Here is a 23,140-nt window from a genome sequence, read left to right on the forward strand (position 1 = left end):
TTGAATTTTATCAGCGCCTTTTCTTTATAGAAGCAATGGAAGAATTAGTTCTCTTCGTAGATGACATAAATCTTCTGGGCATTTTCGATTGTTTCCCATGTTCCTTCAAAGCCAGCAGGGATGACAAAGCTATCCCCCGCGTCAATCAATGTTTCTTCCCCATCTGCATTGGTGAGTTTAACTTTACCCACAAGTAAGGTGCAGAATTCTTCTTCGGTATAGCTGATTTTCATCTTGCCAACTTCACCGGTCCAGATGCCAGCAGAAAATTTACCAGTAGGATCTGTGTAGTAATTACGGATTGTTTGATCTGGTTTGCCGGAAATTACTTTTTCTGCATCTGGCTTATATGCGTCAACATCTGCGGACGCGGTGGAAAATTTTAGAACATTTTTTGACATGTTGACCTCGGTGTATTTTAAAATGTGATCACATTTTTGGTGAGGCTATGATGCCCTAAATCATTTGTCCAGTTTTTTCCCATCTAATTCACGATCACGTTTCATTTTTTCTTTAATTGAAATATGTTTCTGAGATTTTTTCTGGCCATAATTTATACGGTTTTCTTCAGCTTTTTTAGTCTTTTCCAGACGTAGTTTCTGTTTTCGTTTTTGTCGAAGATTGACCACATCAGACATTTTTCTATAGCTCCGAGATTCGATTTAAGGTAGGTAGAATAACAGAAGCAAAAACAGAATGACAAATAAACTTGCTGATGGGACAGGGCGGTAACGTGTTTACCAAAATTAAATCACTTTCACTTTATCTTGTTGTAATTGCCATATTTGTTGTTGGGATGGTGGCGTTATTGCTATTTTTACGCCCTAATCCAGATCAGGTAAAAGAAGCGGTTACAGATCTATTTCAAAAAAGCACGGGATGTTTGATACAAGTTGACTCTGTTCGACCTGATGGCATTCTTCTTCCCGCCATTAGAATGAGTGGCGTACGTCTTTTTGCAGAGGATGGAGAGGAAGTTGCAAAACTTCGTTGGTTGCAAGCTGATTTGTCGATTTCAGAGCTGATTGCAGGTGGTGTTGGTTTAACCAATATTCATTTGGTAGAACCAGAATTACGCTTCAGTAGTTTTGAGAAATGCCTCAATAAGTTACATATTCCGGCAAAATCAGTTGCAGGTCAATCTGCGCCTGTTGGGATTATTTTGGAAAATAGCATCGTTAAATGGGCGGATAATCCTTTACCTGAAATGCAAAATTTATCTTTCCCATATTTGGAAGGCCAATGGGATGGGTTTAAAAATTTAAAACTCTATGGCCATCTACAAGGTTTGAGTGACAAAAATAACTCTCAACCGGTTCATCTATCTATGCGCATGGGAAGTGAAGTGGTTGAAAGGCTCAGTTTCGATTTTTTAACATCAACAGATGGACCATTGATAAATGCAAATAAGATTTCTTCATATATTGTTCGACCTCAAAAAGGTTCAGGGCATTTCAGTTTGAATGTTGAAGAATCTAATTGGGTTCCATTTTTAACAAATACGCCATTTGCACTAGAACCATTAAAAGTAGAGGCAGAACTTACATTTAATCACGATGGTATAAAATTTGAAAACCTAGAAGGTATGATAGGACAAGAAAGTTTTCAGGGGCAGATGGATATGCATATCCAAGCTGGCTCAGCATCTTATTTAAATGCGAATTTAAGTTTTGGTGTTTTAGATAAAAATCTAGCTATTTCGAAAACGAATTTAAAAGAGACTATCTCAGGTTTTTCAAACTTAGCGTCTAAACTTGCTATGGCTCCATTTGAGATCGATCTTGGTCTAACAGCTTCAGGATTGATTGCAGAAGATGGGGAAATGGCGCGGGCACCCAATATTCATATGATCGCTGGATTAGGCAGTGTTACTGTTGACCAGTTTAATTTGGGGTTACCAGGTGGAACTGAATTATCATTATTAGCAGATTTTATGCCGGATCCTTCTGGCCGGGAAGCTTGGTTCACATCTGGCGGGATTTCATTGCAATCAAGTAATTTGCGTCGAAGTCTCGCGTGGTTAGGCTTTGATATGGCGCCTTTTTCACCAGATTTATGGCGCCAATTTAGTTTGACCACTAATTTCGAAATGGATGCTGAGCGTTTTGCGTTAAATGATCTGGATATACAATTAGATCAATCTTCCGCTACAGGTCGCATGGATTATTATGAAAATGTCGAAGGTAAGATCGATACTTTGAATATAGATTTCGATTTTAATCAATTATATCTGGACGGGTATGTTGATGAAAATTGGAAAGTTGAAGATATAATTTCAAATATCGACCTTTTGAAAACGAATGAAGCAAACTTAGTCCTCGATCTATATGCAGATATTTTACATCTAAATAATCAACGTCATGACCATTTTTCTTTTGCGCTTAATAAAGATCAAAATGGTTTAGATTTTGAAATTGAGAATTTTCTGCTGAACGATTTTTCCAGAGGTGACATAAATGGCGCCGTAGATTGGAATAAATCACCAGCTCATATCAGTTATACTGGAAGTTTTAATTCGTGGGAATTGGATAGGTATTTCAGTATCCCCAAAAGCGATCTGTCCCTGTTAATAGGTGATGTTGAGCAACAGGAACTTTCTCTATCGTTTTCGGGTGAAGGGGATATAGACAAGATTGAAAAAGAATTTACTGGTGATATTGGTGACGTTTCTTTTTCTGGTAATGGTGCGCTCGGCGTTTCTACGGAAGGAATTAATTTTAGTTTGGACAAACTTGATGCGGTGCATGATCAAATTACACTCGCTGATGTAAATGGCCTCTTGCTTATAAACGCTGATGGAATTCGCATTAACGATATAGGAGGCAATATTGGTGATGGAAGGTTTGATTTAAGTTACGAAGCTTCGTTTGATACTTCCAAGCGAGCTTTTCGTCTCAACTTGCGAGATATCTGTCAGCCCAAACAAGTCTATGATTTGAAAAATTGGATTTTGATAAATACGTGTATATCTGAAGCGAAATTGCTAGGAAATCTTGATGACGGATTGCAACTTGAAGGAAGCATCGAAGCTCCGTTTAAAATAGAAATTCTTGCAGATAAAGCCGAAATGCCTAAAGGTATTGTTGAAAATTTGGCTGGAAACGTACTGGTATATCTACCTTCGGAACTAACCAGATATACAGCAGAAATCACATATAAAGATGAAGCTTTGAATATCAATCATTTACATGTGATTTCTGACGATGTGGAAGGTAAGGGTCGTTTAACCTACCAACGCATTACGGATCGTTTGAATTTTGATATGATTCTCCGTCAACCAACGTTGGAACCTGATGCATTAGATATACAAATACATGGCCCATTGAATGGGTTAAATATGCGTCTTAATGGGAATTGGTTAAAAGAGATAAAGTAGGATAGAAAGTTTTTATGTTATAAGAAAATATCTAACCTCCTTCGAGATTTAGAGCATGGGCAAGGACAAAGATACGAATCGCACTTGATAAATTACCAGAACGATTTTTATCAATTTCTGTGATGAGGTTATTCACAGATTTATTTTGGCCAATAGCAACAACACGTAGCTGGTCCCAGAAAAGATTCTCAAGAGAGATGCTTGTTCTATGGCCGGCAATTACCACTGACCGTTTTTTTATTTCAGCATATTTTTCCAATTTTTTGGTGCCCCCAAAAGAAGTGTGAGTTAACCTTACAACAGGATATCGGGAATCCTGTGGTATTCTGGTGTTTAGCGGGTATGAATGGTTCAACCTTGGGGGGAAACTACACGAATCTTCTTAACAAAAACTTACCAAAAATCGTTTTAATCAGTTTATTTCCTATTTAATTCACGAATTTCTAATATAAGTTGAGATTTTCTTAGCTACAGACGATAAATTTTCGTCATGAGTGTGCCCACTTTTAACTCTTGGCTTAAAATTATGGTCCCCATCAGGTACCCAAGTAATGGAAATTGAGCCAGTTTTGTCCCGATTCGGCCAATGAGGGTTATCTACTTGTAATTGGCTAATTTCTTCGGATTTTCCGAAAGGATCTCGATCTCCCTGAAGAATAAGAGTCGGTAAAGTTATATCAACAAAATGGTCTGTTTTCCATTTATCAGTCTTGCCAGGAGCATGAAATGGATATCCTAGACAGAAGACAGCTTTTATCGGGAGTTGTAATTCATTATTCTTTGATGCGAGGATGGAAGCCATACGGCCACCCATTGACTTTCCAGCAATAAAGATATTGCCCCTATCGTGCCAATCTTCAATCGCTTGTTGCCATGTCTTAAGGCAAATATTTTCCCTGTTTGGTGGGCGTTTTTTCCCATCTTCGCGTCTTTGACGCATATAAGGAAACTCAAAGCGAACAACACGTAAACCTTCTTCAGCAAGTAAGTTGGCTACTTTTTCCATATAATCTGAATCCATAGGTGCACCAGCGCCATGAGCGAAAAGAAACGTATCTAGCCCTGGCAATTGGGGATCTTTACAAGCCAGAGAAGAAGGAAGATTCACAAGGTATTCTTGATCTTTTATAGAAATTAAAGACTTGGTCATAAAAAATATCCACTTAAAACTTGCTTTTAATTTGGGAAGAAGGCTTAATAATTAACGTAAGTCAAGGATCTGTTAACTATTTGGTTTGTATATTGTATCAGATAGATGTTACACTTGGCTTCTATGAATTTTCTGTTTTTTCTTTTGGGAAGAGACGAGATAAATATCGAACCGAATTTATTTAAGGAATAAGGGGATATCGCCGTGTCTGATATTGCACTTGCAGATTCAAGAGAGTTGGCAATGATTGATGAGGAGCAGCTTGTCACCATGATGGTGGATGGCCAAGCATTTGGTATCCCTATTTTAATGGTTCAAGATATTGTTGAACCTGATCAAATTACACCTGTTCCTTTAGCGCCAGGTGCGATTGCTGGTGTGTTAAACCTTCGTGGTCGTATCGTAACAGTGATTGATATGCGTGAGCTGCTAGGCTCCCGCGCTGTCGATGATAATGAAAAGCAAATGAGTGTTACTGTTGAACATAAAGGTGATTTGTATACCTTCCTAGTTGATAGTATCGGTGATGTCCGCTCTTTGCCGCGTAAAAGTTTTGATAAACCGCCTGCGACGTTAGACGAAAATTTACGACGTCTATGTTCCGGTGTTTTCCGCTTGGAAGATGACTTGCTGGTTGTTCTTGATGTCGAGCGTATGTTGGAAGAAGAAACCATCATGAAAACACCTCGTAGAACACGTAAACGCAGAAAAGTGGTCGTCGAAGAAAAGGTCGCTAACCAAAATGAAGGCGATGACGAAGCGGAGGAAGCTTCTGTAAAAAAGCCTAAAGGCACTCCTAAAGCTTCATCGGTAAAGAAAGAAGCTTCCAAGAGTGCCAAAAAATCAACGTTGAAATCAAAACCGGAAACGAAAGCGAAGCCAGCTCCAAAGCCTGCCGCTTCAAAACCTGAACCTGCACCTGCTGCGCCAGTGTCGTCTGGTCCTGCTGCATCCGGGGTGAATGCAGATCATGAGCAAAAGGCAATGTTGGCGGTTGAGAAATTTGCTGCACGTGTCGATAGTGATCCGATTTTGAATGATTTGTTTAAAGATCTTAACGATGCCAAGCTTCTTGATTTATTGGTGAACTTGTTTAATGCCGCATATGGTAACCCGGGGGCGCCATTACTAGAATCTGCTTATTTGGCATTTATTAAACAACCAGGTCTTGGTGATGATCATTTCATGTCTGCAGGTACAAATATGCATGCGACGTTAATGGATTTACAAACAGAGACTGAGATTGTTGATCGTATTATGTCTGTGATTGATGAAACACGTATTAAAGTACTTGATGTTTCTTAAACTCAGTTTTGATATTTGATATAAGAAAAGCCGCATCAATAATCTGATGCGGCTTTTTAATTAATGTCTTTATTATTTCAAATCACTAGGCATGCGCCATGCGCGCCATTTCATCTTTGAGGTTCAATTTTTCATGTTTGATAGTTCGTATGACCTCATCATCCGGCATCGGTCGCGCGTTTTCCATGTCCAGTTTCTTATCTAATTCTTCGTGGCGTGATTTTAGTGTCTGGATACGATCTTGAACGCTCATGAGGTTCTCCCTTCAATGGTTAACAAAAGTCACCAATGAACAGGACCCATAATGCAGGACCTAGAAGGCGCGTAAAATAGGTAGATTAGTCTATGGATTAAAAAATACGGGCAAGCCAATAGAATTGAAGCATGCTGCAATGAAATTAATCCATTAATTCGCTAATCGCTTCCCTCCATTCATACGTAGAAGATATAATTCTTCTGGTGCGCCCTAGGCCAGTTCGGGTCCGGCCCATCTGTGTATGTATGATATTTCGTTATTCTTCCCATCTTTTTCAAGGGATGGGGCTTGTTTAATTTTGAAACATCAGGCGTATATGCTACACCTTTCTTGAAAAAAGTCGAGGTCAAAGTCTGTAATGAATGAGAACAAAAAAATTATTGTTGGTATATCAGGTGCTTCCGGTGTGATTTATGGTATTCGCCTCTTGGAAACCTTACGCGAATTAGGCGTGGAAACGCATCTTATTCTCTCAAAGGCTGCAGAAATGACTTTGGCTTATGAAACGGATATAACACCAAAGGAACTTCGCGGGCTGGCTGATAAATCTTATCCTATTGGAGATTTAGGTGCAGCATGTTCAAGTGGTAGTTTTCCAACATCTGGTATGATTGTTGCGCCTTGTTCGATGAAATCTTTGGCTGAGATCGCGACAGGAGTTACGTCTTCGTTGCTTACCAGAGCGGCAGATGTTGTTTTGAAGGAGCGTCGTCGTTTGGTATTAATGGCACGTGAAACACCATTAACAAATGTGCATCTTCAAAATATGCTGACGGTGTCTCAGATGGGTGGGATTATTGCACCGCCTGTTCCAGCATTTTATACGAAACCTGATAACTTAGAAGAAATGGTAGACCATTCCATTGGTCGTGTCCTTGACTTGTTTGACATCGATACGGGTAAGGTGAAACGCTGGCGCACAGATGATTAAACCGGAACGCCATCATATTTTTAACAGAAGCCTTTCATATTAAAGTCATTTTTGGCTTATAGTCTTTTCCTTCGAGATAAATCCGTCTATAAAGGTCGGGTGAGGCGAAAAATTTGGTGGTATATTAGGTTGGATAGATCACCTAGCAGAAGGATCAGGTATGTCTGTTACCCGCGAACATCGCACGAAAATTGTTGCCACATTAGGCCCCTCCAGTTCTACAGAAGCACAAATAGAAGAACTCTTTATGAATGGCGTTGATGTGTTTCGCTTGAATTTTAGCCATGGTGAATACGAAGAGCATCAAGCACGTTACGACGCGATCCGTGCTGTCGAAAATAAAACTGCTCGTCCGATTGCGATTATGATGGATTTACAAGGTCCAAAACTACGTGTTGGAACTTTTGCAGATGACTCTATCCAGTTAGAAATGGGGGATGCTTTCCGTCTAGATCTGGATAAAACACCAGGTGATCAGAAACGTGTATGCCTCCCGCATCCTGAAATTTTTGCGGCTTTAAAACCTGACACAGATTTATTGTTGGACGATGGTCGTGTACGTTTACGCGTTCAGGAATGTGGCGAAGATTATGCTGAAACCATTGTGGCTGTCGGCGGCCCGCTTTCCAACCGAAAGGGGGTAAATGTACCAGGTGTTATTCTACCGCTTTCTCCGCTAACCGAAAAAGACCGTAAAGACTTGGAATTTGGTTTAGAAATGGGTGTTGATTGGGTAGCACTAAGTTTTGTACAGCGTCCAGAAGATATTATTGAGGCCAAAAAACTGATTCAAGATCGTGCAACTGTTGTTGCTAAATTGGAAAAACCTTCTGCTATTGATTATCTAGAAGAAATTGTAGAGGCAACCGATGGCGTTATGGTCGCCCGCGGTGACTTAGGGGTGGAGATGCCGCCTGAAGATGTACCGATTTTGCAGACACGTATTGTGAAATCTTGCCGAAAAGCGGGTAAACCAGTAATCGTGGCAACACAGATGTTGGATTCTATGGTGGAGCGCCCGGTACCGACTCGTGCGGAAGCAACAGATGTGGCGAATGCGGTGAAAGAAGGGGCAGATGCCGTGATGCTATCTGCTGAAACCGCCGCTGGTGCTTATCCAGTCGAAGCTGTTAAAATGATGAACCGCATTATCTTACGTTGCCAGCAAGAAGATAGTTATTGGCGTTCTCTTTCCGAAGATCAGCCAGAACTTGAATCAACGACACCGGATGCGATTTCTGCAGCTGTATATCAAGTCGCAGGAACAATCGATGCGAAAGCGATTGCAACATATACCAACTCCGGTTCGACGACCCTACGTGTGTCCCGTCAGCGTCCGAAGGCCCCCATCATTTGCCTAACACCACGCGATGATACAGCACGCAGAATGGCACTTGTCTGGGGCGTGCATTCTACCCGTGCGCCGGATGCGCGCAGTATGGAAGATATGATTGAAACTGCTGTACATCAGGCACGTATTGATGGTTTCGTCGAAACAAACGATCGTATTGTAATTACCGCGGGATTACCATTCGGTACGCCAGGAAAAACCAACATCTTGCGGATTGCACGTATTCAACCAAAAAATCAATTGCATGAGACAAGCCTCTAAGCAATTTTCTGTTAACGGCAAAGTTAATTTAGGGAACGTCGCAAATAGGATTGGACGATGGAGGGAATTATGCTCTTCTTCGCCTCGGGAAAATATAAAAGTAAATCCAAAGTAACTCAATTAAGGGGTCAAAAGACATGGGTGAAAGAGATCTTCGCGGAAAGCCGATTGCAGACGGTATCTTGGAACAAGTCCGCAAAGAAGCAGAAGAAATGAGTGAACAGGGCTGGTCCCCTAAGCTTGTTTCTATCACGGTGGGTGATGTGGAAGCCGTGGACGTATATGTGCGTAACCAACGACGTACAGCAGAACGTGCTGGTATCGAATTTCAGGAACGTCATTTTCCAGGCGATGTGACACAAGATGAACTTCGTACAGCGATTTCTGCAATGAATGTGGATCCACGTATCACGGGTATTATTATTCAACGTCCGGTGCCGGAACAAATTTCCGTAAAAGCATTACAGACTGCGATTCACCCATTTAAAGATGTGGAAGGGATGCATCCAACGTCTATCGGTAACATCGTTTATAGTGATACTGAGATTGCCCCTTGTACCGCAGCCGCATCGGTTGAGATGTTGAAGGCGACAGGTATGTCTTTGGAAGGCATGGAAGTTGTCGTGATCGGTCATTCCGAAATTGTTGGTAAACCGATTGCCTTCTTGTTGATGGCAGAGGGGGCGACTGTGACAGTATGTCATCACATGACACGCTCTGTTCAGATTCATTCCCGTCGTGCTGATGCAATTTTTGTTGCTGTTGGCAAACCACGTTTAATTACGGGCGATATGATCAAACCGGGTGCCGCGGTTATTGATATTGGTATCAACGCTATTGAAGAAGATGGTGTTGAGAAGCTCGTTGGTGATGTTGATTATGAAACTGCAAGTGAGGTCGCTGGCTGGATTACGCCTGTACCGGGCGGTGTAGGCCCTGTAACGGTTTCTATCTTAATGCGCAACACGATGGCAGCGCTTCGTCGTCAGAAAGAAGCTTATGATAAGCAATTCGCAGAACAACAAGATAAAGTTGTTGCCACACCTAGTGAATAAAATTTACTAGGTGTGCATAAAATAGAAAGGCCTGAAAGATATATCTTTCAGGCCTTTCTATTTGAAAAACTGTTTTCTCTTAATGTTTCGATAAAGCAGGTGGTTTGGGGCCACCATTTGCCCAATCTAGTAATTCAACGGTGTGCACCACAGGAACATTGGCGGCAGATCCAATTTGTGTCATGCAACCGATATTGCCAGCGGCGATCACTTGGGGTTCTGTCGCTTGAATATTTTTAAGTTTTCGATCCTTTAACTGGTTCGCAATTTCTGGCTGCATTAGATTATAGGTACCTGCGGAACCACAGCAAAGATGTGACTCATTTGGGGTTGCCACTTTAAAACCAGCTTGTTCGAGCAAGGTTTTTGGCGTGGATGTAACTTTTTGTCCATGTTGAAGCGAGCAAGCAGAATGATAAGTCACACGTAATTCTTCGGGTGCCTTTACGTCTTCTGCAATATCAAGTTCAGCTAGATATTCGGTTATATCTTTCGCAAGTTCAGAAACTTTAGTTGCCTTTTCAGCATATTTCTCATCATTTCGGAACATAAAGCCGTAATCTTTAACAGTTGTGCCACAGCCTGATGCGTTAATGACGATTGCATCTAAACCTTCACCATTAATCTCATTCATCCAGGCGTTTATATTTGCAGCTGCTTGATGATGTGATTTATCTTCATCCCCCATATGATGTACTAAGGCTCCACAGCAGCCAGCACCTTTGGGCACGACAACTTCCACACCTAAACGGGTCAGAAGACGAATAGTCGCTTCATTGATATCCGTATTGAGCACTTTTTGAGCACACCCATTCATCAAAACAACACGGCCACGTTTCTTCTTTTCAGCCTTAAAACTTTGCGGCTTGTCATATTGCGACGGCGGTAGAATACGGTTAGGCGCCATTTTTACCAAACCCTTTAAACGCCCCGGCATAAGATTGGCGAAAGGTTTGGCGAAAAAAGCTCCTATCAATGCGATGCGAAATAAACCGGGATTTGGCAAAACGATTTTCAATATCTGACGTAACATACGTTCAGGTAAAGGGCGCGTATGTGTTTGCTCAATATAGCTACGTGCATGATCCACCAAATGCATGTAATGGACGCCAGATGGGCAGGTTGTCATACATGACAGGCAAGATAAGCAACGATCAATATGTTTTGTAATTTGCGGGGAGGCTGGACGCTCATTTTCCAACATATCTTTTATTTGGTAGATACGTCCACGTGGAGAATCTAGTTCATCTCCTAATAAGGTATAAGTTGGACAGGTCGCTGTACAAAAACCACAATGAACGCATTTACGCAGGATACTTTCTGCTTCCTTCATGCCGGGATCTGCGAGTTGTTGGATGGAGAAATTAGTTTGCATGTCTTATCCCTCGCGCTTCTGATGGTTGGCATACATTCGACCCGTGTTCAGGATGCCTAATGGATCAAACTGATCTTTGATACGTTTGGATAATGCAGCTAGAGGTGCCGCTTGAGGATGAAAAACTTCATGTTCTAAACGTAGTTCATGAGAACCACGAATGAGTGTTGCATGGCCGCCCAGTTTGTTGACCTCATTGCGGATGATGTCGGTACTTCCGATTTTAGGTGCATCTACCGCGATCCAGACCAAGCCGCCAGCCCAATCCATAAAGAAATCAGGATTGTTTAAACCAGATAAAGCATCAATTAACTTTGCTCCATCTGTCGGCGCTACAGAAGCTTTCCAAATAACCCGGTCATCAATAGCTTTGGCAAAAGGGATAACATCTCGAATTTCTCGCCAGAAAATTTCGCTATTTTCTTCATGAAGTTCTTCTATTTTGCCATGTTCAGAAAACATATCGCGTAAAGATTTTAGACGTGTTTTAACGGAAGGTTCTGGACCTTCCAATCGGCAAGCTGCAATGTTTTTTTCCGCTAAACGCAAGACGTCTATACTAGAATGTTTTGCAAGATTAGCAGGTAACCATGTCGCGCCTGAAACATCATAGGATGTTTGCATCGCCTGCGACATAATATGACTGGCAAGATGATGGTCTACATCGGTAATCAAGATTGTACGACTGGTTTCGGGCTTTGGGAGAACCTTAAAGGTAGTTTCATGCATCGCACCAAGCGTTCCCCATGAACCTGCCATCAGCTTGCTGAGGTCATATCCCGTTACATTTTTCATAACTTGGCCGCCGGATTTATAGGCTTCGCCACGCCCAGAGATTGCCTGAAAGCCCAGCAAATGGTCACGCGCAGATCCGGCTGAGATACGGCGTGGACCAGCTAAGTTACAAGCAAAAATCCCACCGATCGTTGATTTCACTGCATCATCAGGAGACAAGCCAAGCAAAGCAGAATAATCCATCGGTTCAAAAGCGAGCATCTGGTTTGTTTCTGCAAGTGCTGCTTCAACTTCTTTCATAGTTGTTGCAGCCCCTGTACGCATGATTAACTCAGCAGATTCATATTCACGAATACCGGAAAAAGAAGCCATGGAAAGTTTTGCTTCGCATAAATCTTCCGTTGGGCGACCAATATTAGCCTTACTATTCCCACCTTGAAGGTAAAGAGACTTTCGGTCGGAAATTGCCCAAGTTATTGCATCTTTTAACTGAGCTTCATCGGTAGGTTGAAAGGTTGTGAGTTCATTTTGAGACACGGAAATTACCTTATCTTCATTAAGTTTATCAGTTAAAGATTAGAAACGAGGAATATCCGGGAAAGGAATCTTTCCCTTATGGATATGCATTCGTCCCATTTCCGCACAACGATGTAATGTCGGGAATACCTTACCGGGATTTAACAAATGATCCGGATCGAATGCACATTTAACGCGTTGTTGTTGTTTCAAATCATCTTCTGTAAACATTTCACCCATTAGATCACGTTTCTCAACACCGACACCGTGTTCGCCTGTTAATACACCGCCAACTTTGACGCAAAGCTTCAAAATATCAGCTCCAAAATCTTCGGCCTTTTCCAATTCACCGGGTTTATTTGCATCATACATGATTAATGGATGAAGGTTTCCGTCGCCTGCATGGAAAACATTAGCGACACCAAGACCATAATGTTCAGATAATTCACGCATACCACTTAATACGGTTGAAATCTGACTACGTGGAATTGTTCCATCCATGCAGTAATAATCTGGGGAAATTCGTCCTACAGCAGGGAAGGCGGCTTTACGCCCCGCCCAGAAGTTCATGCGTTCTTCTTCATTTTGTGAAATTCGCAGATATGTAGATCCATTGGCCTGCGCAATTTCGTTTACCTTCTCAATAAGATGATCGACTTCAACTTCCGGCCCATCTAGTTCAACAATCAGTAAGGCACCTGCATCACGCGGATAACCCGCATTTACAAAATCCTCAGCTGCATTGATTGCAGGGCTATCCATCATCTCCATACCGCCGGGGATGATGCCTGCACCAATAATGGCCGCAACGCATTCACCTGCGGCTTCTGGTGTTTCAAAGCCCAAGAGTAATGCACGGGCCGTATCAGGTGCTTTCAGAAGGCGTACAGTTACTTCCGTCACCACTCCTAACAAACCTTCTGAGCCTGTCATAAGACCAAGAAGGTCATATCCTTCAGACTCTAGATGTTTTCCGCCAACGCGAATAATCTCACCGTCGATTGTAACAAATTCGATACCCAAAAGGTTATTTGTCGTAAGGCCATATTTTAAACTATGCACACCACCGGAATTTTCGGCAACATTCCCCCCAATGGTACAGGCAATCTGACTGGATGGGTCCGGTGCATAATAAAACCCATCGGCCATTACCGCATGGGTGATGCCTAGATTGGTGACACCAGGCTGTACACGGGCACAGCGATTATCATAATCGATTTCCAAGATTTTCTTGAATTTGCCTAAGCCCAACATGATGCCATCTGCTAAGGGGAGTGCACCGCCCGATAGTGATGTTCCTGCGCCGCGAGGCACAACTTTAATGCCTTCTTTGCCGCAATATTTCAAAACCGCGGCAACTTGTTCCACTGTCTCAGGTAAGACAACGATTAAAGGTAAGGTTTGATAGGCTGTTAAGCCATCTGATTCATAGGGACGAAGTTCAGCTTCGTCCACAATAACGCCTTCGCCCGGTACAATAGCACGTAGCGCATCGGCAATTTCTTGTCTTCGATTTATGATCCCGATATCGGGTTCCGGCATTTTCATGCGATCTGCCTTCCCGTAACAATTTAATTCATTACTTTTGTTATGGCGAATGCAGAAGAGAAGGTCAATTATCAGATTGGTAAAAAGACTGTTTAAAAATATTTAAAATAATCTAGATCAATAGACTTAAAATATTTTGAAATAAGGCTTGTGAATTATAGGCAAATAAAAACCGCGCTGCGGCAGAAGCCAAAGCGCGGTTTTTAAAACTTGCAATCAAAACTGACCGCACAATTTAAAGTATCAATTAACCTTGACGAGCTTTAAAACGTGGGTTTGTTTTGTTGATCACGTAAACACGACCTTTGCGGCGGATTACGCGGCAGTTCTTGTCACGCTTTTTAAGCGTTTTAAGAGAGCTTGCTACTTTCATTGCTTTTCTCCTGCATGCAGCCGGCCATTTTCAAGCGGCCGCGCGGGTTCTACTAAAATTGCTGGCGGAAAATAGGGAGATGAGATCAGTTTGTCAACTGTTCTTCCTAATCTTTGTCAGCAAATTTGACGATAAAATTCAAAACTGCGCGTTAGGTATAGGATATGACCCGTGATTGCAAGGGCTAACTGAGTTAAAACCAAATATAAACAGAAAGATATTTAAAATAGGTGTGTTTAAGTCCAAATTATGGAATTTAAAGAATACTTTCGCCGCCCTTTGTCGCATGAACACGCAAGAATCGAACTTCGCCACTTTCCATTGCACGGATTAAACGAAGCCAATATTGCGCTTCATCCATCAACTGATTCACAATGTCACGTGTCAGATCTTCTTTCGTTAATGTACCGACATAGTCAGCCCAGGCTGTTAATGCCTGAATGCGATATTCATCTGTACGGTCTTCATGGACATGCAAATTCATACGCATCTTTACAACATTGCGTTTGTATTCATCCATACTCCACAACATTGGTTTTTCTTTATGACCATCCAACCATTTAGCTACGTCAGGGTTATCTGGTGAGGATTGAGAGCGTAAGGCAAAATCTGTCATCATTAAATGACCGCTTGGCTTCAGCGCGTCATAGATTTGCTTTAATACCAAATCTTTGCGCTTATAAAGGTAATTGGATTCGCGCATAATAATCGCGTCATAACGAGCGTCTTTTAGTCCAATTTTTTCTGGATTGAAGCTAGTGATCGGGGCACGTCTATCCATGCCATATTTAACAGAAAGTTCATTTGCCTTCTCTGCAAGATCTGCATCATATTCCAGACCTTCGATCCAAACGCCAAACTCTTTGGCAAGAGCACGTGTGCCACCTCCGAGACTAGCAGCTAAATCCAAAACTGTTTTTGTAGAATCCAATGCCATAGGTTTGGCAAGCATCAAGGTATAATCCAGACCACCAGGGGTGATGATTTCATCTTGATCTTCCCCTCCCCACAAACGGGTTAGGAAGCTAATACGATCAGGATTCCAGTATTCCTGAGGTTCTTCTGGCTCTGGGTCAATATGAATAGCCTCCGGGTTCTCTTCGATAACAACGTCATCGTCGTTGTCTTCGATAAGATCTTCCGGATCCACACCAATCCACCACGCGTGAAAACGCGTGCGGAAAGGAATTTTCGGCTTTTCATCTACTTCTTCAGAATTCGCCATTGCTCTTTCTCAATAAAGTCTTCGCCCCATGCACACACAAATATTTGGTCCTAATTAACCCCAAGGACATCTTATTTGTATCAAAACGCTCTATAATGCAAATAAATGTTTCCCTGCCAGTAGAGCATAAACCCATCTATACGTTATAAAAAATCATCTTGGTTGCCAAGGTTTCTTCGCGTTAAGTTGAAAATTAAATGTTAAATTTACAGAAAATATAGTGAAATATTGCCTTCATTCCATTTAAAAGTTTGAAAAAGTGGAAATATTTGCGAATCAATTATCTGTTTTTAGCCAACCTGATTGATCTACGAGTGCTTTACTGGATCTTGATACGGGGATGACATCATCGTTGATCAATTTGATTTGATAAGATCGATTATGAGGTTCTATTTCGACAATGCCATTGGGATGAACCCAAAACGAACGATGAATTTGTTTTCCGGTTGAGTTGAGGTCGTCCATTTCCCTTACCGCATCGCTAAAACGATAGAAAATCATATCTTCGCCAAGTTTCGTTACCACGCGAATATAATGTTGTTCAGCTGCAATCAAATAAATATCAGATCCAAGTGTCTTTTTACTTAAACTTAGGAAATGAGGTTTTTTAATTTTAACTGCGTTATCATTGTCGTTTGGTTCTATTAAAGTTTTAACCTCAAGCGTCTCAGATGTCATAGAGGACGAAGTTTGAAGTTCTTGGCGGGTTTTATACCACCGATAATTTGCTAATACCCATATGACGGTTACAATTGTCGCGATTTTCAAGTATCGCGTGAAAATAAACTGTTCATAAACATCGATACTCATAACTGATAGATTGCGTTCTGGGCCACCTAGATCCAATGATGCTGTGAGCCATGGAATTAGAAAGGATAGTGGAAAACTTGCAATAATTGCGGAAAGAGCCAGTAAAAGGGGTATTGGAAGTTTTAGATGTTGGCGACAATATTTCTCATAAGCATCTAATATGATGGCGGTCACAGGGAGTGCAAATATCCATATGATGATCGCAAAGACGAAAGGTCGGAGAAGATCTTTAATTTCCGCTGCCGTTCCATTACTTGGCTGGATAAACTCTACGACAGAAAAAATTAATCCAATTCCAAGAGCAGTAAATAAATGATGATGTAAAGCTTTTTGCACAGATGGTGTTCCAGGTATTCAATTTGAAAGCAAGAGAAGTGTAACAGTTAGATTTTTGATGCTGCAAGTATTTCTGATGTTCATTTAAGTAGCCTTGTAGGGAAATTCAAGATGCCATTTCATGTGACACGAATGGGCAAGTATTTGAAAATAATGAATAATAAATAGAGACCCTTTGAATGAAACGTCCTTTGTGAAAAGCAAAGTTTAATTCAGGTAACATTTGTCGAAATCAATTATTTCAGAACTTAAATATGTCTTATCGAAAGAGAAGGTAAGGCACCTGAAGCTAAAAAGTAAATGTAACTAATCTACATTTCCTCCATCCCTCAGTCTCAGCTTCAGGTGCCTTCTGAGAATAAGGATGAAAGATATGTTATCAATTACAGGCTTTGACGTTTACTCAAATATTAATAATCAAAAAACACTTAAGTCACCTTTAGTATCTGCGGATGATATCTTGGTAGATACAGGTTTTAATTCTCTTATGTCAGACCATGAAAAAGAGAAGAGTAAGCTTTCTTATATGCGTTATAGCGCTCCCTCCAGTTTATCGAATAGCTCAGAATTTTTACTGGAAGAAGAAAGCGGTACCGCTGAGCAACTAGCAGAAATTTACAGTAATGCTGCATATCGTGAAAATGCAATTACGGTAATTTCATTAAAACATAATAAACCTGGGAGTCAGGTGGATTTCGCAATTTAAACAATATTTTATAATCGATTAAACGGGAGATTACATAATGCCAGCAGATACATTAGTTTATATTCATCCGGAAGTACGTCGTTATCAACGTCGTAGCCGAGTCGCGTCATATGTGGGGTTGTTAGTTTCACTCTCACTTTTAGGGTTGATGTTTGTTCTCGCCGTTCATGCATAAAATAGGTGATAGTAAATACTTAGGTTTCTTTCTCCGACAACTCAGGCTCTATAAATAAGTAGAGCCTATTTTTTTGATCTGATACGCGAAGCGGGTAATTTAACGGTCGCTTTTGTGCCGTTGTTTATCCAACTTTCAACCTTGAACTCACCTTCGTGAATGCGGGTCAACATTTGCACAAGAGGCAATCCTAATCCTGTCCCTTCATGATCACGTGCATAACTTGACTGTACTTGACCGAACTTTGACAAGGCGATTGGAATTTCATGTTCCGCCATGCCGATGCCATGATCCTCGATGGTGATATCCAAGCTGCCATCATTTAATTCTGCAATGTGAATTATAACTTCGCCGCCTTCATTTGAGAATTTAATCGCATTGGATAGAAGGTTGGTTATAATTTGCTTTAACCGGGTTGGGTCACCATATACATTTGGAATGGTAGATAAATCTTGAGGGTTAGTTTTTAACTCAACATTTTGTTTTTCTGCCGCTATAGAAAGCATTGTTTGGCAATCTCTTAAAAGACATTCCAAATCCACTAATTCTTCATGAATTTGAAGACTGTCTGCTTCAATCTTCGCCATATCCAGAATATCGTTAATCACCTGCAATAGGTGGTGACCGGCTGAGTGAATATCATGCGCATATTCATTATGTTTTTGTTTTTCTTCTACAGATGGCGCGGGATTGGATTTAATAACTTCTGCGAAACCAATAATGGCATTTAATGGCGTACGCAATTCATGGCTCATATTCGCAAGAAAGTCGGATTTTGCACGATCTGCTTTTTCAGCTTCATTCTTTGCATCAATAAGTTGGTCAATAACAGGGCGAAAAATTTTCCTATTGGTCAAACTTGCAAGTATCACAAGGAAAATAGCGACGATGGAAATACCAGCTGCAGCCTTAAGAAACGGGGCTTGTACTTCTGATAAATCGACTTTAGTCACAATCCCCAGGTCTAGTTCATCAATAGGCTCATAAGCTGCCAGTATTTCTGTGCCCTTGAAATCATGTGTTAATTCAGCACCAGACATACCTTTAATAGCTTTGCTAATTGGTCCGTTTTGATGGTCGGCTAAGGCCTTGGGGGATGGTAATGGACCAGCTAATCTCATCAAGAATTGGATTTTGTCGCCTTCAATTTTTGCAATCAGAACATCTAATGTCCCATCTTGACGAATACTTGTCATATTTGCATCGATTACCTGAGATATCGTGGCTTCTATCGGTCCACCAATATGATCATGTTGGCTATATCTTTTATCAAAACGTGCAACGGCATTAATCAAGCGGGCTTGGTTTTTTGCCATTTGAGAAAGATCGTGAAGTTTCTCTTCATAGGCAGTGCTATATAACCATATTAACGCAATCATCATGAGCACGGCAGCAAGTGATGCCGTAAGCGCATTCAAAATATTTATGCGTTTGTAAATCGTCATAAGGCAAAAAGATCAAGCTGTCAGGGTTAAGGTTACAAGTGATAAAGACGTAATCAATGAAAAGTTAATGTATCTTAATAAGGCTTATAATCTCAGATTTATCAATTGCAAAATGAAAATGGCGACGTTTTTTTGGGAAACGTCGCCATTTACACTTAATTATGGTTGAATGTTATCTTTCCACTACAGCCGGAACTTTAGGTTTCTTGCGTTTTGCAGGTAACCTTGTCTCTGGATAAGTGAAATATAATTCATCCTTGCCCGTTTCATCATTCTTTTTGGTTTCAATACGAACAATGCCCCCATTCTGTAAATGGCCAAAAAGCAATTCTTCAGAAAGCGGCTTCTTGATATGTTCTTGAATGATACGGGAAAGCGGGCGGGCGCCATAAAGTTTATCATATCCCTTTTTACCCAGCCAATCGCGTGCTTCATCAGTAAGTTCAAATGTGACAGAACGATCTGCTAGCTGTGTTTCCAACTGGAAGATGAATTTATCAACTACTTTATGGATAACAGTTTGATCTAGATGAGAGAATGGAATGATTGCATCCAGACGATTGCGGAATTCCGGCGTGAAGAGGCGGTTTACTGCTTCTTCATCTTCGCCTTCGCGTGTCTCACGACCAAATCCAATAGCTGCTTTTGCCATATCTGAAGCACCCGCATTGGATGTCATGATCAGGATAACATTACGGAAATCAATGGTTTTACCGTTGTTGTCAGTGAGTTTGCCATAATCCATTACCTGTAAAAGGATGTTAAATAGATCAGGATGTGCTTTTTCAATTTCATCCAGCAATACGATACAATGTGGATTCTGGTCGACGGCATCTGTCAATAAACCACCTTGGTCATATCCGACATAACCAGGAGGTGCACCGATCAAGCGAGAAACCGTATGGCGTTCCATATATTCGGACATATCGAAACGTTTGAGTTCCACGCCAAGGGTTGCTGCCAATTGTTTGGCAACTTCTGTTTTACCAACACCTGTAGGGCCGGTAAATAAATAGCTACCAATTGGTTTTTCCGGTTCACGTAAACCTGCGCGGGCCATCTTAATAGCCGCTGAAAGAGCTTCAACAGCATTGTCTTGACCATACACCATTGTTTTAAGGTCACGTTCCAGAGATTCTAGAACTTTCTTGTCATCGCGGTTCACTTGTTTTGCTGGAATACGTGCAATTTTCGCAATCACTGCTTCCACATCGCGTGTGTTAATGACTTTCTTACGCTTTGAGGGAGCAACCAGTTTTTGAGAGGCACCTACTTCGTCAATCACATCAATCGCTTTATCTGGTAGCTTGCGATCCGTCATATAACGAGATGAAAGTTCAACAGCAGTTTTAATCGCATCATTTGTATAGCGAATACCATGATGTTCTTCATAATAAGGCTTTAAGCCAGTTAAAATTTTGATGCTGTCTTCAACACTTGGTTCATAAACATCGATCTTTTGGAAACGACGGCTTAACGCACGATCTTTTTCAAAATGGCCACGATATTCTTTGTAAGTGGTGGATCCAATACAACGTAAACCACCATTTGCCAAAGCTGGCTTCAAGAGGTTCGACGCATCCATAGCGCCACCAGACGTCGCACCAGCACCAATGATGGTATGAATTTCGTCAATGAAAAGGATCGCCCCTTCATATTCTTCCAATTCTTTCATCACCGCTTTCAGGCGTTCTTCAAAATCACCGCGATAACGTGTCCCTGCAAGTAAGGCCCCCATATCAAGGGAGAAGATCGTATCTTCTTGTAAGACATCAGGCACTTGTTTGTCGACAATACGCTTTGCCAAACCTTCAGCAATTGCCGTTTTACCAACACCTGGATCACCGACTAATAAAGGATTGTTTTTTGTCCGACGACAAAGAATTTGAACAGTGCGATCTACTTCTTCGGAACGGCCAATCAACGGATCAATTTTACCATTTTCCGCTTTTTCATTCAGGTTCACGCAATAGTTTTCCAGAGCTTCGTTGGCTTTGCCATTAACGCTTTCTGCATCCATACCTTCTTCAGTGCCACCAACTTGACCAATGGCTTCTGCATCTTCCATGCTGTCTGATTTGGCAATACCGTGGCTCATATATGTAACTGCGTCATAGCGACTCATATCCTGAGTTTGCAGGAAGTAAACAGCATGACTGTCCCGTTCAGAGAAGATGGCAACTAATACATTAGCACCTGTAACTTCTTCGCGACCAGAAGACTGAACATGAACGGCTGCGCGTTGCAATACACGTTGGAAGCCAGCTGTTGGTGATGGTTCACCATCTGCCAAAGACACAAGGTCATTTAAGTCATTGTTCAGGAAATCGATAATGTCGTTCCGGAGGCGATCAATATCTACACCACATGCCCGCATGACCGCGACACTGTCTTGATCTTCAGTCAGGGAAAGCAAAAGATGTTCAAGCGTTGCATATTCATGACGGCGGGACGCTGCATAGGCAAGCGCGCGGTGGAGTGTTTCCTCTAAGGTTTTCGACAACATATATTCTTTTCCTTCCGTATTCTTTTATTCTTCTTCTAACTACTTACTTTGTCTTCCGTATACGTCTTTTCAAGAGGGACAGTTTTGATCCCAAATCTTAATAGTTATGATTTAGGAGTCTTTTTCCAAAGTGCATTGTAACGGATGTTGCTCCATTCGGGCTAAATCCATCACTTGCGTGACCTTGGTTTCTGCAATTTCATAAGGGTAAACACCACAGACACCAACACCTTTTTGGTGGACGTGCAACATGATGGTTACGGCATCTTCTTGCCCTTTGTTGAAAATGGATTGCAAAATATGCACAACAAATTCCATTGGCGTATAATCATCATTCAACAACAAAACCTTATACATCGAAGGTTTTTTGGTTTTGGGCTTTGTCTTGGTAAGTAAACCTGTATCCCCATCACGATCATCGTCACTGTCGCGATCTGGTCCCGCCATTTTAAACGGTTCCATAACAAGTTCATTATCATTTTTGGCCTGATTTAATTCAACGTTCAGGCTGTATTTTTCTTGTGCGTTCAAAGGCATTGATTTCCTCAAATGCATAATAATTTCCATCTTACACAAATATGGGATGATTCTGAAAGAAATTAAAGTATCACCCCGCTGATTTCTTTATCTATACCACTTATAATAAATTCAAAAAAGCGCTCTCTATACTGGAAAATCTCAGTTGTTATAAAGTTAGAATAATTTTCCCCATATGATTTGAGCTTTCCATTAGGGCATGGGCTTTATCCGCTTCTTCAAGTGAAAAGCTTGAATGTATAATCGGTTTCACTTTTCCACTATCGAGCAAGGGCCAAACTCGCTCATAGAGACGAATTGCGATTTTATTTTTTGCCTCGATAGATTGGGGACGTAATGTTGACCCCGTTATGGTTAAGCGATCTGTTAAAACACGGGTCATATTTAATTCAGCCTTCGGGCCTTTTAAGAAAGCGAGTAGAGCATAACGCCCCTCAACGGCAAGACAGTTTAGATTCTTTTGCATATAGGGGGCACCGACCATATCAAAGATAACATTCACACCTTTGCCATCCGTGGCGGATTTAACCTCTGCCTCCCAATCTTGAGTTTTGTAATTGAGGGTTAGATCAGCCCCAAGTTCTTTGCAAAAATCGCATTTTTCATCTGATCCGGCTGTGATGATGATTTTAGCGCCAAAAGCTTTTGCCAGTTGAATCGCTGTGGTGCCGATACCGCTGCTACCGCCATGAACTAACAGGGTTTCACCAGCTTGTAACCCAACACGATCAAAGACATTGGTCCATACGGTAAAGAAAGTTTCTGGTAAGGCCGCGGCTTTTACCGCGTCATAACCTTTCGGCCAAGGCAATGCATGTCCGGCAGGTGCCATGCAATATTCGGCATAGCCGCCACCAGGGGTAAGCGCACATACCTTGTCGCCGATTTCCCATTGATGCACATTTGCCCCAACGCCAACCACTTCACCTGCGACTTCAAGGCCGGGCAGGTCACTTGCATCTTTGGGCGCAGGGTAAAGGCCAGCACGTTGTAAACAATCGGGACGATTAACCCCTGCAGCGGCGACCTTGATCAAGATTTCACCCGCTTTGATTTCAGGGGTAGGGCGTGTGCAAGATTTCAAAACTTCAGGCCCACCAGCTTCACTGATTTCTACGGCTTGCATCATGGATGGAACTGTCATGGATAACCTCTATTCAGATATCTT

At 41.6% G+C, this 23,140-nt stretch carries 22 protein-coding genes; 7 read left to right on the forward strand and 15 right to left on the reverse strand.

The genetic code is table 11. The annotated features are described in order from the left end of the window. Positions 1 to 44 precede the first annotated feature (44 nt). Together ACOQOA_RS01530 and ACOQOA_RS01535 are read right to left on the reverse strand one after the other, a co-directional pair. Complete coding sequence (locus ACOQOA_RS01530) at positions 45 to 401, reverse strand: cupin domain-containing protein (RefSeq protein ID WP_420546908.1); 357 nt, start codon at positions 399 to 401, stop codon at positions 45 to 47. Positions 402 to 461: 60 nt separating this feature from the next. Then, on the reverse strand, positions 462 to 638 hold the full coding sequence (locus ACOQOA_RS01535; RefSeq protein ID WP_420546909.1) for a DUF4169 family protein: 177 nt from the start codon (positions 636 to 638) through the stop codon (positions 462 to 464). A gap of 95 nt (positions 639 to 733) precedes the next feature. On the opposite strand from ACOQOA_RS01535, the gene ACOQOA_RS01540 reads away from it, so the two are divergent. After that, positions 734 to 3,376, forward strand: a complete 2,643-nt coding sequence (locus ACOQOA_RS01540; RefSeq protein WP_420546910.1) for a hypothetical protein — start codon at positions 734 to 736, stop codon at positions 3,374 to 3,376. A gap of 31 nt (positions 3,377 to 3,407) precedes the next feature. On the opposite strand, the gene ACOQOA_RS01545 is transcribed toward ACOQOA_RS01540, so the two are convergent. Both ACOQOA_RS01545 and ACOQOA_RS01550 read right to left on the reverse strand, forming a co-directional pair. After that, on the reverse strand, positions 3,408 to 3,635 hold the full coding sequence (locus ACOQOA_RS01545; RefSeq protein ID WP_420546911.1) for a ribbon-helix-helix domain-containing protein: 228 nt from the start codon (positions 3,633 to 3,635) through the stop codon (positions 3,408 to 3,410). Between the two features lie 174 nt (positions 3,636 to 3,809). Next, on the reverse strand, positions 3,810 to 4,526 hold the full coding sequence (locus ACOQOA_RS01550; RefSeq protein WP_420546912.1) for an alpha/beta fold hydrolase: 717 nt from the start codon (positions 4,524 to 4,526) through the stop codon (positions 3,810 to 3,812). A gap of 204 nt (positions 4,527 to 4,730) precedes the next feature. On the opposite strand from ACOQOA_RS01550, the gene ACOQOA_RS01555 reads away from it, so the two are divergent. Continuing rightward, the gene (locus ACOQOA_RS01555) at positions 4,731 to 5,831 is read left to right on the forward strand and encodes a chemotaxis protein CheW (RefSeq protein WP_420546913.1); all 1,101 of its coding nucleotides are present in this window, start codon (positions 4,731 to 4,733) and stop codon (positions 5,829 to 5,831) included. An 85-nt stretch (positions 5,832 to 5,916) separates the two neighbouring features. Here ACOQOA_RS01555 and ACOQOA_RS01560 read toward each other — a convergent pair whose 3' ends face one another. Beyond that, a complete protein-coding gene (locus ACOQOA_RS01560; protein ID WP_420546914.1) occupies positions 5,917 to 6,084 on the reverse strand; it encodes a YdcH family protein in 168 nt (55 codons plus the stop codon). A gap of 361 nt (positions 6,085 to 6,445) precedes the next feature. Here ACOQOA_RS01560 and ACOQOA_RS01565 point away from each other — a divergent pair, with 361 nt between their 5' ends. The 3 genes from ACOQOA_RS01565 to ACOQOA_RS01575 all read left to right on the forward strand — a co-directional run bounded on the left by ACOQOA_RS01565 (position 6,446) and on the right by ACOQOA_RS01575 (position 9,685). Beyond that, entirely contained in the window at positions 6,446 to 7,018 is a 573-nt protein-coding gene (locus ACOQOA_RS01565; protein WP_420546915.1) for a UbiX family flavin prenyltransferase, read from the forward strand. 160 nt (positions 7,019 to 7,178) lie between these two features. Then, positions 7,179 to 8,630, forward strand: a complete 1,452-nt coding sequence (gene pyk / locus ACOQOA_RS01570) for a pyruvate kinase (RefSeq protein WP_420546916.1) — start codon at positions 7,179 to 7,181, stop codon at positions 8,628 to 8,630. Positions 8,631 to 8,767: 137 nt separating this feature from the next. Continuing rightward, the gene (locus ACOQOA_RS01575) at positions 8,768 to 9,685 is read left to right on the forward strand and encodes a bifunctional 5,10-methylenetetrahydrofolate dehydrogenase/5,10-methenyltetrahydrofolate cyclohydrolase (protein ID WP_420546917.1); all 918 of its coding nucleotides are present in this window, start codon (positions 8,768 to 8,770) and stop codon (positions 9,683 to 9,685) included. Positions 9,686 to 9,764: 79 nt separating this feature from the next. On the opposite strand, the gene glcF is transcribed toward ACOQOA_RS01575, so the two are convergent. The 6 genes from glcF to ACOQOA_RS01605 form a co-directional block, all read right to left on the reverse strand. Beyond that, positions 9,765 to 11,060 (reverse strand): glycolate oxidase subunit GlcF, encoded by a 1,296-nt coding sequence (gene glcF, locus ACOQOA_RS01580; RefSeq protein WP_420546918.1) that lies wholly within the window; start codon positions 11,058 to 11,060, stop codon positions 9,765 to 9,767. 3 nt (positions 11,061 to 11,063) lie between these two features. After that, a complete protein-coding gene (gene glcE, locus ACOQOA_RS01585) occupies positions 11,064 to 12,332 on the reverse strand; it encodes a glycolate oxidase subunit GlcE (protein ID WP_420546919.1) in 1,269 nt (422 codons plus the stop codon). A 39-nt stretch (positions 12,333 to 12,371) separates the two neighbouring features. Then, complete coding sequence (locus ACOQOA_RS01590) at positions 12,372 to 13,859, reverse strand: FAD-linked oxidase C-terminal domain-containing protein (RefSeq protein WP_420546920.1); 1,488 nt, start codon at positions 13,857 to 13,859, stop codon at positions 12,372 to 12,374. Positions 13,860 to 14,106: 247 nt separating this feature from the next. Beyond that, positions 14,107 to 14,232, reverse strand: a complete 126-nt coding sequence (gene ykgO / locus ACOQOA_RS01595) for a type B 50S ribosomal protein L36 (RefSeq protein ID WP_115936980.1) — start codon at positions 14,230 to 14,232, stop codon at positions 14,107 to 14,109. Between the two features lie 256 nt (positions 14,233 to 14,488). Further along, complete coding sequence (locus ACOQOA_RS01600; protein ID WP_420546921.1) at positions 14,489 to 15,457, reverse strand: class I SAM-dependent methyltransferase; 969 nt, start codon at positions 15,455 to 15,457, stop codon at positions 14,489 to 14,491. Positions 15,458 to 15,733: 276 nt separating this feature from the next. Next, a complete protein-coding gene (locus ACOQOA_RS01605; RefSeq protein WP_420546922.1) occupies positions 15,734 to 16,603 on the reverse strand; it encodes a LytTR family DNA-binding domain-containing protein in 870 nt (289 codons plus the stop codon). A gap of 373 nt (positions 16,604 to 16,976) precedes the next feature. On the opposite strand from ACOQOA_RS01605, the gene ACOQOA_RS01610 reads away from it, so the two are divergent. Both ACOQOA_RS01610 and ACOQOA_RS01615 read left to right on the forward strand, forming a co-directional pair. Continuing rightward, positions 16,977 to 17,309, forward strand: coding sequence for a hypothetical protein (locus ACOQOA_RS01610; protein WP_420546923.1), 333 nt, complete (start codon positions 16,977 to 16,979; stop codon positions 17,307 to 17,309). Between the two features lie 37 nt (positions 17,310 to 17,346). Then, positions 17,347 to 17,484, forward strand: coding sequence for a hypothetical protein (locus tag ACOQOA_RS01615; protein WP_420546924.1), 138 nt, complete (start codon positions 17,347 to 17,349; stop codon positions 17,482 to 17,484). Between the two features lie 65 nt (positions 17,485 to 17,549). Here ACOQOA_RS01615 and ACOQOA_RS01620 read toward each other — a convergent pair whose 3' ends face one another. The 4 genes from ACOQOA_RS01620 to ACOQOA_RS01635 form a co-directional block, all read right to left on the reverse strand. Continuing rightward, a complete protein-coding gene (locus ACOQOA_RS01620) occupies positions 17,550 to 18,929 on the reverse strand; it encodes a sensor histidine kinase (RefSeq protein WP_420546925.1) in 1,380 nt (459 codons plus the stop codon). A 172-nt stretch (positions 18,930 to 19,101) separates the two neighbouring features. After that, on the reverse strand, positions 19,102 to 21,435 hold the full coding sequence (gene clpA / locus ACOQOA_RS01625) for an ATP-dependent Clp protease ATP-binding subunit ClpA (RefSeq protein WP_420546926.1): 2,334 nt from the start codon (positions 21,433 to 21,435) through the stop codon (positions 19,102 to 19,104). Positions 21,436 to 21,546: 111 nt separating this feature from the next. Further along, positions 21,547 to 21,882, reverse strand: a complete 336-nt coding sequence (gene clpS, locus ACOQOA_RS01630) for an ATP-dependent Clp protease adapter ClpS (protein ID WP_420547107.1) — start codon at positions 21,880 to 21,882, stop codon at positions 21,547 to 21,549. 238 nt (positions 21,883 to 22,120) lie between these two features. After that, positions 22,121 to 23,116, reverse strand: coding sequence for an NAD(P)H-quinone oxidoreductase (locus ACOQOA_RS01635; RefSeq protein ID WP_420546927.1), 996 nt, complete (start codon positions 23,114 to 23,116; stop codon positions 22,121 to 22,123). Positions 23,117 to 23,140 lie beyond the last annotated feature (24 nt).

The organism is Curvivirga sp., assembly GCF_965219885.1.
In the GTDB taxonomy this organism is placed as follows: Bacteria; Pseudomonadota; Alphaproteobacteria; order UBA8366; family Aestuariispiraceae; genus Curvivirga.